The sequence below is a fragment of the Tabrizicola sp. T74 genome, from assembly GCF_057219935.1.
On the sequence record NZ_JBXVVT010000001.1, the window covers coordinates 649093 to 663838 of the forward strand.

Below are 14746 nucleotides of genomic sequence, written 5' to 3' on the forward strand. Positions count from 1 at the left end.
AAACGACACATGTTCCGCAACATCGCACTCATCGCCGCATCGGCCCTGACCCTGACTGCCGGTGGCGTCATCGCCGCTGGCGAAGGCGGGCATGTCGAAGACGTGGCCTTCGCCCATGAAGGCCCGTTCGGCAAGTTCGACCAGTTCCAGCTGCAGCGCGGCCTGCAGGTCTATACCGAGGTCTGCGCGGGCTGCCACGGGCTGAAATACGTCCCGATCCGCACCTTGTCCGACGAAGGCGGCCCTGGCCTCCCCGAGGATCAGGTCCGCGCCTATGCCAAGCAGTTCACCATCACCGATAAGGACACCGGCGAGGACCGCGAGGGCCTGCCGACCGACAACTTCCCGGCCAACACCGGGGCCGGCGCGCCCGACCTGTCGCTGATGGCCAAGGCGCGTGCCGGTTTCCATGGCCCCTATGGCACCGGCATGAACCAGCTGTTCAAGGGCATGGGCGGGCCGGAATACATCCACGCGATCCTGACCAGCTACACCGGCGAGGAAAAGGAAGAGTTCGGCTCGTTCTTCTACGAGAACACCGCTTTCTCGACCGGCTGGATCGCGATGGCCCCGCCGCTGTCGGACGATCAGGTGACCTATGCCGACGGCACCCCGGCCACGGTTGACCAGATGTCGATGGACGTCTCTGCCTTCCTCTACTGGGCAGCCGAGCCCAAGCTGATGGACCGCAAGAACGCGGGCTTTGTCAGCGTGATCTTCCTTCTGGTCCTCTCGACGCTTCTGTACCTGACCAACAAGCGGCTCTGGGCCGGGATCAAGGGCAAGAAGGCGCACGCATGATCCTTTGGCGATGACTTTCGGAAAACCCCGCCCAAGTGGCGGGGTTTTTCATTTTTGGCCCAGGTAAGCGCGGACGGCTGGCGAAGGATTGTCGAGAAGCTCTGCCGTCGGAACCGGGGACTGCACGATGCCGTCCGCCACAAAGGCCGTCTGTCCCGCCAGCGACCTCGCATCCTCGGGGTCATGCGTGACCATCAGGACCAACGCCCCTGTGCGCTCGGCCACCTCGCGCAGAAGGACCAGCATTTCCTGCCGCAATGCAGGACCAAGCGCGGCGAAGGGCTCGTCGAGAAGCAGGACCGGCCGCGCCCGCAACAGGGCCCGTGCCAGCGCCGCGCGGCTCGCCTGACCACCGGAAAGCTGCCCCGGCCGCCGCGAACCCAAACCTGCCAGTCCGACCTTCTGCAGCGAGTCCTCGACCTGGTCCCGCTCGGCGGCAGACAGGCGCAAGTCAGGGCGCAGGCCAAGGCCAAGGTTCTGCGTGATGGTCAGATGCGGGAACAGGTTCTGGTCCTGAAAGAGGATGGTGATGGGGCGCTCTCCCGGCGGGAGGGCTGACAGATCCTTGCCGCCCCATAGCACCCGGCCTGCGGTCGGAGGCAGAAAGCCCGCGATCATCGACAGAAGCGTGGACTTCCCCGCCCCCGAAGGCCCCATGATGGCAATCCGGCTGCCGGGGGCGGCGGACCAGTCGGCGGTCAGGCGAAAGCCCGGTTGCGCATAGGTCAGGCGGTCAAGTTGCAGCACGGCGGCCTCCGGCATCGAATGCCCAGAAGAGGGCGAAGGACAAGGTGACAAGGATCAGCGCGGCGGCGGCGGCGGCCTCCATCCGGTAGGCGCCGGTCAACTGGCTGACGACCAGGGGCAAGGTCGCCTGACGCTCACCGGCAAACAGCGCGATGACGCCCAGGTCACCCATCGAGAGCGCAGCAGCGATCCCGGCAGCAAAGCCCAGGGGGCGGGCGAGGCGCGGCAGGACCAGCCAGCGCAGCCGCGACCAGCCCTGCAGCGCCAGGCTGTCGGCCAGGCGGCCATAGTCACTGTGCAGCGCCCGGGCCTCGGGCAACAGGATGCGGTAGAGGTAGGGCAAGGACAGCGCGACGTTGACCAGAACGGTGACCGGCAGCGCCAGGGTCATCGGCGGGGCGAAGGGCTGGATCAACAGGAACAGCCCAGTCCCGAGGACCAGGCCCGAGGTCGCCAGCGGCAGGATCGCCGCCGCCTCGACCAGGGGACGCGTCCGGCGCGCGGCGGCAAGCGCCAGTGTCAGGGCGGCCCCCGTGGCAATCAGGGCCGAGGCCAGCGCGACCAGCACCGACCGCCCGGCCGCGGGCAGGACCGAGGCCGGCAGGTCCATGAGCCCCGGCACTCCGCGCAAGATGACCGCCAGCAGGGGCAAGGTCAGGAACAGCGTCGCCGCACTCAGAGCAACCACATCCCCAACCCGTCGCCAGCCCGACGGGGCAGAAAGGCCAAGCTCGCGTCCAAGCCCCGCGCCAAAGCCTGCCGGTTTCGTCAGGCTCCAGGCCGCCAGTGCGGCGACGGCCCCGACACCCAGCTGCACTCCGGCCAGTCCGGCGGCTCGGCCAAGGTCGAACTCGAACCGGACGGCCTGGTAGATCGCCAGTTCGATCGTGGTGGCCGATGGGCCGCCGCCCAGCGTCAGGACCACGGCGAAGCTGGTCAGGCAGATCACCAGGATCAACAGAGCGGCCCCCGGCAGCACCTCGCGCAGCATGGGTCCTTCCAGGTGGCGGAAGGTCTCACGCGGGCCGAACCCCAGGGATTGCGCCAGGCGAATGCGCTCGGCGGGGATGGCCAGCCAGCCTTGCAGGATCATCCGGGTGGCGAGGGGGAGGTTCAGGAAGACATGCGCCAGAACGACGCCGTGCAACCCGTAGATCGACAGGGGTGGCAGGCCGAGAAGCCCCAGCCCCTGGTTGAAGAGCCCCATGCGGCCGAAGATGGCGACCAAGCCAAGGACGGCGACCACGGCGGGCAACAGGAACGGCGCGCCCATCAGGGTGATAAGCGCGTTGCGCCCCGGAAAGCGACGACGGGCCAGGGCGCGGGCGACCGGGATGGCGAGAAGGGTGGAAAAGACAGCCGACAGAAGGGCTTGCGTGACCGAAAACCGCACCGCCGCCCAGTCTGCCGGGCCAAGCGAAACCCCCGCCCCCCGCCAGCCCACGGCCAGCAAAGGGGCGAGCACCAGCGCCAGCAGCAAAACCGCCAGCGCTGGTGCGGCCAGGCCTAACGGGCGAGCGCCGCTTGCCATTCGGCCAGGGCCGCGTCGCGGACGGCCTGCGCCTCGTCGGGCGAAAGGAGCAGCGACTTGGCCGGACGGAAGGTGTCGAACCCTTCCGGCAGGCCCGCCGCCGGGGTGACGGCCGGATACATCCAGTTGGTCTGCGGGATCACCGACTGGAAGGCATCGGTCAGCATGAAGTCGAGGAACTGGTCCGCCAGCTCCGGCTGGTCGGTTGCGGCCAGCTTCCCGGCGACCTCGATCTGCATGTAATGCCCCTCGTCGAACAGCGCCGCCGCCTTCGTGTCATCGCTTTCCGCCAGCAGGTGATAGGCCGGGCTGGTGGTGTAAGACAGGACCATGTCGGCCTCGCCCTCCAGGAACAGGCCATAGGCCTCGGACCAACCGGGGGTAACGGTGACGATGTTGTCGGCCAGCCCTTGCCAGATCTCCGGTGCACGGTCGCCGTAAGCCGCCTTCACCCACATCAGAAGGCCAAGGCCGGGTGTCGAGGAACGGGGGTCCTGGATGACGATCTTCAGGTCCGACGCGGCCAGCGCCTCGAAGCTCTTCGGGGGCTCGGCGACCTTGGTCTTGTCGTAGACGAAGGCGAACCAGCCCCAGTCGAAAGGCAGGAAGTTCGGGTCGGCGAAGTCGACCGGCAGGTTTAGCGCGGGCGTCTTGCCGTGCGGCGCGAACAGCCCCGTGGCCGTTGCCGCAGCGGTCAGGTTGGTGTCGAGGCCAAGGACGACGTCAGCGTCTGAGGCCGCGCCTTCCAGCTGGACGCGCGCCAGCAGCGCTGCACCATCGCCCGCCGGGACGAATTGCAGGTCGCAGGCGCAGGTCGCCTCGAAGGCCTTCTCCACCGCCGGGCCGGGGCCCCATTCCGAGGTGAAGCTGTCATAGGTCAGCACTTGCAGGACAGGAGTTTCGGCCAGCGCCGGGGTGGCGATGGTCAGAAGGCCCGCAGCAAGGAGTTGTTTTTGCATGTCTTTCTCCATGTTGCGACGGAATGGTCGGGGATGGAGAACCCATGCACCTTCCCTCCGCCGGTATGATCCGGTTCAGGTTCGACGGGTTCGCTTGCGCATCTCAGCCTGTCACCAGACACCCCGAGGTGAGCGTGAACATAAGCGAATGCGACCTGGGTGCAAGGGGCGGCAATTGAATCGAGCGCGTTCCGCGCGAAGACTCTTTGTCTCACCGCTTTGCGTAGGGGCGCAAAGCGGCTCGGGCGCGCCTCCGGCGGGAGTATTTGGGAATGGGCAAGAGCTATTCGCGGCGGAAGTAGACCGTGCCGTTGGGTTCGCCGTTCGTGTCCTCGGAGAAGCCGAAGGTGGCAAGGGCCGGGGCGAGCTTTTCGCGGGCGGCGGTGACTTCGGAGGGGTCGAGGAAGGGGACCAGCACGCGGCGGACACCGGTCAGGGTTGCCTCGGAGAAGGCCTCGCCAGGGAGGAGCGGGCCGGAGAGGCGCAGGACCTCGGGGCGGGCGTCGGCGAGGAGCTTGTGCAGGCCGGACCAGATGCCGTCGGGGTTGAGAGTTGCCTGCGACCAGGCGATGCCCGTGGGATCGGGGAAGTTCAGCCCGGCGATGCGGCGGGAGAGGGTCAGGAGCGAGGGGCGTTCCTCGTGGATCGTTACCTGAAGGTCCGGGTTCGCGGCCCGGGCGCGCAGCGCGACAAAGCCGATGCCGCAGTCAAGGTCGAGAAGCCGGGTGCAGCCGTTCAGGAACCCCGCGATGTTGCGGGCATGGCGGCGGTCGAACTTGCCGGCCTTCAGCACTTCCATCGTGGCGGCAGTGAAAACGCGGGGATCGAGCGGAATCTTCAGCGTCTGGTTCTCAACCACCTCCAGCGGGATGTCGGCGCTCAGGTCGGCAGATCCCGAGACATAGGGCGAGGCGAAGGGCGACCCCCAGCCGGGCGGGGGCGGTGTGCGGCGTTCCTCTTTCGGCTGGGCGTTGCGACGCTTTTCGATCTTGGTCTGCACCGCCCGCACCGCCTCGGGGTCGCGCAGCTTGGGCGGCTTTGCGACCACCTGGCTGATCGGCACGGTCGATCCGGCAACCAGGTCCTCGACCATGATCTGATACTCCGGCGTCTGCCGGATCTCCGCGAGCCGTGCCTCGGCCCGGGCATGGGCGGCCTCGTGCAGCCCGCGAACCTCGTCATCCTCCAAGAGCGCTGCCATGATCGCATTGCGGCGGTCGCGGTAGCGGGCGATCTTCAGGTCCTCAACCTCGTTCCGGTCCTGCAGGGACCAGTAGTCGGACCCGTACTTGGTCAGCTTGCCGTTCGCATTGCCGCGGAACTTGCGCAGCGTGTAGGCGTCCATCGACTTGATGGCGTAGTGGTTGATCTGTGCCCAGTCATAGCCCACCGTCCGCCGGATCGAACGCCAGCCGCGGAACTTGAACCATTCCTCCAGCGGGCGGCCCGAGCCGTTCACCCAGTGTTGAGTGTCGGGATATTCCGTCTCGCGGAACTTCTCCTTGATGACCGGGCGGTGCATCCCAAGCCGCTGATACTCGGCGTCAAAACGCAGCATGGTCTTGGTGCCCCAGCCCTTGTTCCAGAACTCGGGCGCGGCACGGGTGAACTGGTCGGTGATCGGCGCGCGGGACCAGTCGCGGACACCGGAGGACCCGAAGATGCGCCAGGTCATCACCATCGCATGCGCGCCCATCGCGTTCAGGTCGGTGACCAACCCGTCCAAGGTGCCCGAGGGGTGGTTGATCACCATGAACTCATCCGCGTCGATCACCAGAACCCAGTCGGAATTGATGATCATCGGCTCTTCGGCGGCGGATTTCAGCATCGAGGGGTGCGGCTTCATCCCCTTGGGGATCACGTTCTCGCGGTGATGGACGCCGGTCCCCATCGCCTCCAGCCGTTTCAGCAGGGTATCGGTCCCGTCCGAGCAGTCGTTGGTGTAGACCATCAGCTCGGTAAAGCCCAAGGCCAGGTGATGCGCGACCCATTCGACGACGAAGGGGCCTTCGTCCTTCATGGTGGACAGGACCACCAAAGACCCATGCGGGCTGGTCTGTTTGCTGAAGGTCATTCTTCCAGCGCGGCGGTGGGGTCGATGTCGAGCTTTTCGCACATGCGGGCGATGTAGCTGCCTTTCAGGGGCGGGTTCTTCCGCCACCAGGGTCGGGCGGCGTTGGTGTAGATGTGGACGGACAGGGTCGCGTCGGTGAAATGGCCCTCGACGTTGGAATGCGGGTCGTAGAAGACGTCGTTCAGCTGGAAGGGCACGGGGTACAGCGTATCCGCCCCCATCGCCTTGTCGATGTCGCCGGTTTTCGTCGCAAAGTGCGTGAACGCCTGCGGCCCGAAGGCGGTGCGTTCGGTCTGGTAGATGCGGACGGGCTTCGGGATCGACCGGTCGAGCTTGTCCATCTTGCGTTTCTGCTTGTTCCCCCACCATGCGGGGTAGTCGGGCAGGTTGTCGTAATAGTCGAGCAGGCTTTCGATCAGCCGACCCGTCTTCGGCATCGCCACCACGCCGCAGTTCAGCGCGCCGCGCATCCCGTGGCCGGCGTAAATATGCTCCTGGCCTTCGGGGAAAGGGCGGTAGCAGTAGGCGTCGCAGTCGATCCAGATGGCACCGGTCTTGGCGATCATCTTGTAGCGGAAGACGTTCGACAGGAACGACGCCGAGGTTTCCGCGACGATGGCGCGGTCGATGTCCATGATCTCGGTGGCCGGGCGGACCTCGACCCCCTTCGGCACGTTGCGGACCTGGTCGGTGCAGTAAAGCGTCACCGGATGCCCCATCACCAGGTGCGACTTCAGGCACAACTGGTTCACGTAATGCAGGCTTTCGCCAATCCAGAGCGAGGCGACGGGGCGGCGGTTCAGGTCCATGGGGCGTCCTTTGGGTGGTCAGAAGACCGAAGCGAAGCGGTCGGGCAGGCGGAACAGCGACTTCGTGCGCCCCCCGCCGAAGAAGGTGATCTTGCCGTCGTGCAGGTGCTGCTGTTCCTCGACCATGCGCTTGCGAAACTCGGGCAGTTCGGCGTCTTCGCGGACGGCCACGCCCTTGGATAGCGCCAGGAAGGTTTCCAAGTCCTTGCCCCAGGCTTGGCCAACGTCCTTCAGGTCGCGGTCCCCGGCCATCGTCGCCCGCATCTCCTTGCGGCCCTTCAGGCGCTCGGTGACCATGTCATAGTCGAAGAACCGCAGGTGGATCAGGTAGAGGTGCGGGTCCAGCACGCGGGGCTGGTGGTTGTTTGCATGCCCGCCGATGGTAAAGCCGGTTTCCTTCCGCAGCACGCAGGGCTTGGAGTAGTTCGCGTTCGCCCGGAACACCCGGCGGCGCGACAGGATCGGCGCATCATCCGCCAGCGGCTCGGGCTCGGCTTCCGGATTGTGGATCAGCTCGATCCCGAAGGGACAAAGCGAGGCCGGAACGCGCTTGCCGGTGTAGGTGCCGAGGTAGGTCACCAGGTCCGGCGCGACGGCGGGGTCGACGATCACCACCTCGTCCACGTCGCCGACGATGAACCAGTTGTAATAGCGCAGCATCCCGGCAGAGAACTGGCTGTTGATCCCCCAGCGCCGCCGCTCCATCCGCCACAGCGTGGGATCGCGGGGCAGGTGGATGACGTTGGCACCTTCGCAGATGCGGTCGTGTTCCGGGTCGCCGCCGTGCGAGAGGACATAGAGGTGTTCGCGCCCGAACTGGCGGCCGTAGTAGTCGACCCAGCGCTGCAGGAAGTAGTAGTCCTTGTAGACCATGGTCATGGCCCCGGCAGGCTTCTTGGTCGGATCAAGCGTTGCCGGACCAGTCTGGACGGGGGTTTCGGACATCGGGCCTTCCTTGGGCTGCGTCCAGGACGGTATCACGCGGATTCGGCGGCTTTCAAGCACGGGTGGTGCGGCGGCCTTCCTGGCGCAGCTGGTCGATGAACTGCCGCAACAGCGGCACGCGGCGGGGGCGAAAGCTTTCGTCGGCGGGTGTCACCCTGTCCATCCGCTGAACCTTGAAGCGGCGGAAGTCCTGGCGCAGACAGCAGAAGGCAAGGCACTGCACCTCGCGGTCCAGGAACACCGTACCAAGGGGCCAGATGCGCCGCTCGGTCACCGCGCCGTTCAGGTCGCGGTAGGCGATGTCCAGCGCGCGTTCCTCCCAGGCGGCCTCGCGCAGTGTTTGCATATGCGGCGGCAGGGGCGCGCGGCGGTCGAAGCGGTAGGTCTGGGTGACGGCGTGGATCGCCTGGCGCTGGACGCGGTCGGGCAGGGTGGCGATGATCTTTGCTTGCGCCTGCGCGGCCGCCTTGGCCAGCGCCGGATCGCCCGACATCGTCACTTCGGCCAGGCCGAGAACCAGCGCCTCGACCTCCAGCCGGGTGAACATCTGCGGCGGCAGGGCGGGGTCCTCGGTCAGGGTATAGCCCGTCCCCGCCTCGCCATCGATCAGCGCGCCCGCGGCCCGCAGCGCCTGGATGTCGCGGTAGAGCGTGCGTTCAGACACCCCTGTCTCCTCGGCCAGCCGCGCGGCGGTGACGGGCTGGGGCAGCATCCGGAAGGCGGACAAAAGGCGGAACAGGCGGTCGGATTTCGGCATGGCATCCTGACAGTTTCTGGCAGGAGTGGGAGGTTAATCAGAGGACATTGGAAAGCAAAGGAGAGAAAGATGCTGACCCTGTTTCATTCCCCGCAAAGCCGGTCCTCGGCGATCCTGACCCTGATCGAGGAGATGGGCATCCAGGACTGGATCGACATCCGCGAGGTGACCATCCCGCGCATGGACGGCAGTGGCGGGCGGGACCCGTCCAACCCGCACCCCGAGGGCAAGGTCCCCGCACTGGTCCATGACGGCCAGGTCATCACCGAACGCGCCGCGATCATCCTGCATCTGACGACCCTCTTCCCCGACAGCGGTCTGGCCCCGAAGCTGGGGACCCCCGAATGGGGTGTCTTCGCGATGTGGATGGCCTGGTATCAGGGCGTGCTGGAACCCGCATTCATCATGGAGGCCGCGGGCGTCTCGCATCCCTGGATGACGGCGGCGATCCGCGATCACCAGACGGCGGTGGCCCGGCTGCGGACGGCACTGGACAAGGGGCCGTGGATCATGGGCGACAGCTATTCGGCGGCCGACCTGCTGCTGCATTCTCCCTACGCCTGGTTCGCCGAGGCGACGCCCGCCGACCCGGTGCTGCGCGACTGGATCGAGCGCTGCAAGGCCCGGCCCGCACGGGCGAAGGTCGTGGAGCGGGACGCGGCGAGCATGGCAGCCTGAGCACCCGGAAGGGCCCAAAATAATTCGCGTAGGTTTTTGGGCCCTTCACCCCGGCGGCTGCCACAACTCAATAGGGGTCCCCTCGGGGTCGTGGATGCGGGCGAAGGTGCCATAGCTGCCGTCGCCGTCCCACTCGGCCCGCGTCTCGACCGCGATGCCTGCCGCCCGAAGCGCAGTGATCATGCCCGCCAGGTCATCGACCCGCAGGTTCAGCATCCACTGCTTGTCGGCGGCGAAATAGTCGCTGTCGGCCTTGAAGGGGGAAAAGACCGTCGGACCCGCTTCCTGCATCCAGACCGCCACATCCGGCTGGGTGATCCCCAGATGCGTCTTGTACCAGTCGTTCAGCGCCGCAGGGTCGCGCGCGCGAAAGAAGATGCCGCCGATGCCGGTGACCTTGGCCATGTCCGCCTCCCGCAAAGCAAAAGGGCCGCCCCTTGGGCGACCCTCTCACATTTCGGGATTCGGCGATACGATCAGCCGTTGACCACGTCCTTCAGCGCCTTGGCGATGGCGAACTTGACCTGCTTGTCGGCCGGCTTGGTCATCGTCTCACCGGTGGCGGGGTTGCGGACCTGACGCTCCGGCCGGGCCTTGCAGGCCACCTTGCCGAGGCCGGGGATCGTCACGGTGCCGCCCGCGGCGACTTCACGCGCCACGACAGCGGCGATGGCATCCAGAGCCGCATTCGCGGTCTTCTTGTCACCGCCCATGGCTTCGGCAACGGCAGCCACCAGCTGGGTCTTGGTCATCGGTTTGGACATTTGATCATCCTTCGTTGTTATTCGTTTCGTGACATATGCACGGTTCAGCCCGCAAAACACGAGCGTCCACCCCCGGTTGCGGGGCCATGCCCCAAACACACGGTTTAAGGTCCGAAATCAAGCCCCGAACCGCAAAACAAGGGGTTTTGACGGCTTTTTCGCTGGCTAAAGGAAGGCAGTTTCCTCGAACGAGCGCAGTTTTCGGCTATGAAGCCGCTCGATTGGCGTTTCGCGCAGCCGCTCCATCGCGCGGATGCCGATCTGGAGATGCCGGCTCACCTGGGTCTTGTAGAAGTCGGACGCCATGCCGGGCAGCTTCAGCTCGCCATGGAGCGGCTTGTCGCTGACACACAGCAGCGTGCCGTAGGGGACGCGGAAGCGGAAGCCGTTGGCAGCGATGGTGGCCGACTCCATGTCCAGCGCGACGGCGCGGGATTGCGACAGGCGGCGGACCGGGCCGGACTGGTCGCGAAGCTCCCAGTTGCGGTTGTCGATGGTGGCGACAGTGCCGGTCCGCATGATCCGCTTCAGCTCATAGCCTTCCAGCTGGGTGACCTCGGCCACGGCCTTTTCCAGTGCGATCTGGATTTCCGCCAGCGCCGGGATCGGCACCCAGACGGGAAGGTCAGCGTCAAGGACGTGATCCTCGCGCAGGTAGGCATGGGCCAGGACGAAGTCGCCGAGCGACTGAGAATTGCGCAGCCCCGCGCAATGGCCAACCATCAGCCAGGCATGGGGGCGCAGGACGGCGATGTGGTCGGTCGCGGTCTTGGCGTTCGACGGGCCGACCCCGATGTTCACTAGGGTGATTCCGTTCCCGTCCGCGCGCTTCAGGTGGTAGGTCGGCATCTGCGGCAACTTGGCGACGGGGGCGATTTCGCCATCGGGCGTGGTAATCACCTGGTTGCCGGTCGCGACAAAGGCTGTGTAGCCCGAAGCAGCATCACCCAGCGCGGCGCGGGCATAGGCCTCGAACTCGTCGACGTAGAACTGGTAGTTGGTGAACAACACGTGGTTCTGGAAATGCGTCGGGTCGGTCGCGGTGTAGTGCGACAGACGGGCGAGGGAGTAGTCCACCCGCTGCGCTGTGAACGGGGCCAGGGGGGCCGAGCCATCGTCATACCGCGTCATCACGCCGTTCACGATGTCATCGTTCGTCGTCACCAGGTCCGGCACGTCGAACACATCGCGCAGGCTGAAGTCCATCACCCCTTCCTGCGGGATGGCGACTGTGCTGCCGGACACGGCGAAATGCACCGGCATCGGGGTGTCGGACAACCCGATTTCCACCGTGACCCCGTGGTTGCGGATCAGAAGCTCGATCTGCTGGATCAGGTAGTTGCGGAACAGATCGGGCCGCGTGACGGTGGTGGCATAGGTCCCGGGCGCGGAGACATGGCCGAAGGCAAGGCGGGTGTCCACCTTGTCAAAGCTGGTGATGGTGATGCGGATCTCCGGGTAGAAGGCGCGGATGCGGCGACCGGGGTGGCCTTTCGACACGGTCTGCAGGAACTGATCGGACAGGAAGGTCGTGGCCTGGGTGTACAGCGCCTCAAGCCGGTCGACGGCGGCGGCGGCACTGGTAAAGCTTTCCATCGCCGGGGCGTCGGGGGAAAGGATCGCGCTGTTGGTATCGTCTTGCATTCCAGGTCCTGCGGTTGATCCGGCATATAAGCCGAAAGCCGGGCTGGTCCGCAAGTGAAGCGATTGTAACGGTCACTCTCCGCTGGCGCGGAACAGCGCAATCAGTGCGCGGTCGGCGGCGTGATCCGCGTCGATCACGGCGGCGGCGGCACCGTAGATTTCCACCTCGATCAGCTGCAGGCCGGTGATGCGGCCCCGGTCCGCCAATCCCTGCAACGCCCGGTCAAAGCCCGCCTCGGTCCAGACGCGTCGGTTGATCGACAGCGCGAACTGGGCCTGCGGGGCGGCCACGGCCAGCAGCTGCGGCAGGGCCTCCGGTCCCACATGCCCCGCCGTGAAGGTTCCCGACGAGACGATCCCGCCATACCGCCGGGGCAAGGCCAGCGGCTGTGTGATGTCGGTCTGGTGTAGCCCGGCATAGATGCGCTTGGCGGCAGCACGCTCCAGCATCTCGGCCGAGAAATCCGCTGCGTCGATTTCCTCCCGGAGGCCCATATCGCGCAGCGCCTCGGCCAAGAGCCCAGTCCCCGCCCCCACGTCCAGCACCGGGCCGCGCGCGCCGGTGGCCATGTAGGCGGCGGCGACATGCGCAGGCAGCAGATACTGCATCTCGGTCGCAAAGCCGGTATCGTAGTTTGCCGCCCAGTCGCGGTAGTAGGCAAGGCAGGCCTCGGGCCCGGTCAGCCCAAGCGCCCCTTTCAGACCCTGGTCCATGTGTCTCTCCGGCTCTGGGACCAGCATGGAATGCGGCAGCCGATGCCGCAAGCCCTTGCGCCCCCAAGCCCGCGCCCCGATAGTCGCGCCATGTCCACGCTCCTCTCCCTTGGCCACGGCTATTCCGCCCGCGCACTTGCCCGTCGCCTCGTGCCGCAAGGCTGGCGCATCATCGGCACCACCCGCAACCCGGCCAAGGCCGACCAGTTCCGCGCCGAGGGGGTGGAACCCCTGATTTGGCCCGGTGATCTGGACTGGGTGCTCGAAGAGGCCACCCATATCCTCTGCTCGGCTGCGCCGGATGCACAAGGCGACCCGTTCCTTCAGGCCCGGCCCGAGATAGCGCGGTCCAAGGCCGGTTGGGTCGGTTACCTGTCCACCACGGGGGTCTACGGCGACCACGACGGCGGCTGGGTGGACGAGACGACGCCCCTGACCCCGCAGTCTGACCGCGGACGACAGCGCGTCCTGGCCGAAGGGCAGTGGCGGGCAACAGGCCTGCCGATCCACATCTTCCGTCTGGCCGGCATCTACGGCCCCGGTCGCGGCCCGTTCGAGAAAGTGCGCGACGGTACTGCCCGGCGGATCATCAAGCCGGGACAGATTTTCAGCCGGATTCATGTCGACGACATCGCCCAGGTGCTTGAGGCGTCGATCCGCCACCCCAACCCGGGTGCCGCCTACAACGTCTGCGACGACAACCCCTGCCCGCCGCAGGACGTAATCGGCTATGCGGCACAGCTTTTGGGCCTGCCCGAACCGCCCGCCGTGCCCTTCGAAGAGGTCGCGCCGACCATGACGCCGATGGCGCTGGGCTTCTACAGTGAATCGAAGAAGGTCCGGAACGACCGGATCAAGGACGAGTTGGGCGTCAAGCTTCTGTACCCGGATTATCCGGAAGGTCTGGCCGCGCTGCTGGCCGGGGGCCAGGACTGACGCCCGTCACTCGGCGGCAAGGTCGCGCGGTTGGGTGGCCAGGATCGCCTCGGTCACTTCAGACAGCGCCAGGGCCGCCGCGCCATGCGCCCAGAGCAGGTCGCCCCAGGCATGGATCTCGATCGGCGGGCGCGGGCGGCCGGTGTTGATCGACAGGTTGTCCATCTCGGACAGGGTCTCGGCGGCATAGAGGTAATCATAGCGCATCCGTTCACCCGACAGGATGATCAATGCCGGGTCAAACAGGTTGACCACGTTCGACAGCCCCACCGCCAGGTAGCGGCCCGCGCGGCGGAAGATCGACTTGGCCGTCGCATTGCCGGCCTTGGCGTGGTCGTACAGGCTTTCCAGAAGCACATTGATCGGCTGGCTTTCCTTGTGCCCCCAGTTCAGCGCCGTCGTCGCCTCGCGGGCCAGCGCATAGTCGGCGACATAGGCCTCTAGGCAGCCGCGCTGGCCGCAGCGGCACAGCGCGCCGTCCAGTTGTACTTTGGTGTGGCCAAGTTCCATCCCCAGCCGCTGGGCGCCGCGATAGATGCGGTGGTTCATCACGAACCCCATGCCCACGCCGTGTTCGATCGTCACGACGGCAAAGTCCGAAAGGTTGCGCCCCGCGCCGAACCACAGCTCGGCCAGCGCCACCAGGTTGGCGTCGTTGTCGACAAAGACCGGGATTCCCAGCCGCGCCGTTGCCAGGGCGGCGATGGGTACCGACCGATCCGCCAGGATCGACGACCACAGCACCATTCCGTCCGCGCAATCGACAAAGCCCGGCAGACCGATGCCGACCCCCGACAGTTGTGCCGGATCGACCTTGGACTTGGCGCAGACCCGGTCCAGCAGGGTCTGGATCGCGGCAAGAATCTCGTCGAGCTGCATCGGGCCGGGTTGCCGCGGGATCGCCTCATCCGCGATCAGCTTGCCGGCGAAGTCGACGATCACCGCGGTATGTTCGCGGTCGGAAAGCTTCATTCCGGCAACCAGATGCGCACCGGCCCGTACACCCAGCGACACCGCAGGTCGGCCGCGCCCGGCCTCGCCGTCGCGGGGAACCGCCACCTCTTCGATCAGGCCGGCTTCGATCAGTTCCGATGAAATCGTGGTAACCGAGGCAGGGCTGACACCAAGGTCCTTGGCCAGCTGCACCCGGGGGATCAGGCCTGCCGCGCGCACCAGTTCGAAGACCTGCTGGCGCAGCGGACGCTGGCTTTCGGTCAGCGGCGGAATCAGCGGACCGACGCCCTTGCGCCCCTCGCTGTTGGCTGACCGACTAGCCTTCGCCAGCATTCCTTCACTCCCCGAAGTAAAATACCTCGAATCTGCTGCGCCCCAAGGCAGGATGGACGGAATTCTGCCAGAAGTCCCCGGCTTATGCCCGTTCCATAGC

General features: G+C 66.3%; 15 protein-coding genes and 1 riboswitch. Of the genes, 3 read left to right on the forward strand and 12 right to left on the reverse strand.

Features of this window, described 5'->3' with window-relative positions; translation table 11 throughout:
- The first annotated feature begins 9 nt into the window (after nucleotides 1–9).
- Entirely contained in the window at nucleotides 10–801 is a 792-nt protein-coding gene (locus AC2EAL_RS03425; RefSeq protein ID WP_484722765.1) for a cytochrome c1, read from the forward strand.
- Between the two features lie 48 nt (nucleotides 802–849).
- Here the strand turns inward: AC2EAL_RS03425 and AC2EAL_RS03430 are convergent, their stop codons facing one another.
- The 7 genes from AC2EAL_RS03430 to AC2EAL_RS03460 all read right to left on the reverse strand — a co-directional run bounded on the left by AC2EAL_RS03430 (nucleotide 850) and on the right by AC2EAL_RS03460 (nucleotide 8623).
- Nucleotides 850–1548, reverse strand: a complete 699-nt coding sequence (locus tag AC2EAL_RS03430) for a thiamine ABC transporter ATP-binding protein (protein WP_484723390.1) — start codon at nucleotides 1546–1548, stop codon at nucleotides 850–852.
- Complete coding sequence (locus AC2EAL_RS03435) at nucleotides 1535–3079, reverse strand: thiamine/thiamine pyrophosphate ABC transporter permease ThiP (RefSeq protein ID WP_484722766.1); 1545 nt, start codon at nucleotides 3077–3079, stop codon at nucleotides 1535–1537. The genes AC2EAL_RS03430 and AC2EAL_RS03435 overlap by 14 nt, the downstream gene beginning before the upstream one ends.
- Nucleotides 3055–4038, reverse strand: coding sequence for a thiamine ABC transporter substrate binding subunit (thiB, locus tag AC2EAL_RS03440; RefSeq protein ID WP_484722767.1), 984 nt, complete (start codon nucleotides 4036–4038; stop codon nucleotides 3055–3057). The genes AC2EAL_RS03435 and thiB overlap by 25 nt, the downstream gene beginning before the upstream one ends.
- 35 nt (nucleotides 4039–4073) lie before the next feature.
- Nucleotides 4074–4174, reverse strand: a riboswitch (TPP riboswitch).
- A gap of 147 nt (nucleotides 4175–4321) precedes the next feature.
- On the reverse strand, nucleotides 4322–6112 hold the full coding sequence (locus tag AC2EAL_RS03445) for a glycosyltransferase family 2 protein (RefSeq protein ID WP_484722768.1): 1791 nt from the start codon (nucleotides 6110–6112) through the stop codon (nucleotides 4322–4324).
- Nucleotides 6109–6921 carry a glycosyltransferase family 32 protein gene (locus AC2EAL_RS03450; RefSeq protein ID WP_484722769.1) on the reverse strand — a complete coding sequence of 271 codons (813 nt, stop codon included), beginning with the start codon at nucleotides 6919–6921 and terminating at the stop codon, nucleotides 6109–6111. The genes AC2EAL_RS03445 and AC2EAL_RS03450 overlap by 4 nt, the downstream gene beginning before the upstream one ends.
- Nucleotides 6922–6939: 18 nt before the next feature.
- Nucleotides 6940–7866: a glycosyltransferase family 2 protein gene (locus AC2EAL_RS03455; protein ID WP_484722770.1), complete on the reverse strand. Its 927-nt coding sequence runs from the start codon at nucleotides 7864–7866 to the stop codon at nucleotides 6940–6942.
- A gap of 52 nt (nucleotides 7867–7918) precedes the next feature.
- Complete coding sequence (locus tag AC2EAL_RS03460) at nucleotides 7919–8623, reverse strand: helix-turn-helix transcriptional regulator (RefSeq protein ID WP_484722771.1); 705 nt, start codon at nucleotides 8621–8623, stop codon at nucleotides 7919–7921.
- A gap of 69 nt (nucleotides 8624–8692) precedes the next feature.
- Here AC2EAL_RS03460 and AC2EAL_RS03465 point away from each other — a divergent pair, with 69 nt between their 5' ends.
- A complete protein-coding gene (locus tag AC2EAL_RS03465; RefSeq protein WP_484722772.1) occupies nucleotides 8693–9301 on the forward strand; it encodes a glutathione S-transferase family protein in 609 nt (202 codons plus the stop codon).
- Nucleotides 9302–9346: 45 nt separating this feature from the next.
- On the opposite strand, the gene AC2EAL_RS03470 is transcribed toward AC2EAL_RS03465, so the two are convergent.
- From AC2EAL_RS03470 to AC2EAL_RS03485, 4 genes are all read right to left on the reverse strand, one after another.
- On the reverse strand, nucleotides 9347–9706 hold the full coding sequence (locus AC2EAL_RS03470; RefSeq protein ID WP_484722773.1) for a VOC family protein: 360 nt from the start codon (nucleotides 9704–9706) through the stop codon (nucleotides 9347–9349).
- Between the two features lie 71 nt (nucleotides 9707–9777).
- Complete coding sequence (locus AC2EAL_RS03475; protein WP_484722774.1) at nucleotides 9778–10065, reverse strand: HU family DNA-binding protein; 288 nt, start codon at nucleotides 10063–10065, stop codon at nucleotides 9778–9780.
- 165 nt (nucleotides 10066–10230) lie between these two features.
- Entirely contained in the window at nucleotides 10231–11709 is a 1479-nt protein-coding gene (locus AC2EAL_RS03480; RefSeq protein ID WP_484722775.1) for an AMP nucleosidase, read from the reverse strand.
- A 72-nt stretch (nucleotides 11710–11781) separates the two neighbouring features.
- Entirely contained in the window at nucleotides 11782–12423 is a 642-nt protein-coding gene (locus tag AC2EAL_RS03485) for a class I SAM-dependent DNA methyltransferase (RefSeq protein WP_484722776.1), read from the reverse strand.
- A gap of 90 nt (nucleotides 12424–12513) precedes the next feature.
- On the opposite strand from AC2EAL_RS03485, the gene AC2EAL_RS03490 reads away from it, so the two are divergent.
- A complete protein-coding gene (locus AC2EAL_RS03490) occupies nucleotides 12514–13359 on the forward strand; it encodes an SDR family oxidoreductase (RefSeq protein ID WP_484722777.1) in 846 nt (281 codons plus the stop codon).
- 6 nt (nucleotides 13360–13365) lie between these two features.
- Here AC2EAL_RS03490 and AC2EAL_RS03495 read toward each other — a convergent pair whose 3' ends face one another.
- On the reverse strand, nucleotides 13366–14646 hold the full coding sequence (locus AC2EAL_RS03495) for an ROK family protein (RefSeq protein ID WP_484722778.1): 1281 nt from the start codon (nucleotides 14644–14646) through the stop codon (nucleotides 13366–13368).
- Nucleotides 14647–14746 lie beyond the last annotated feature (100 nt).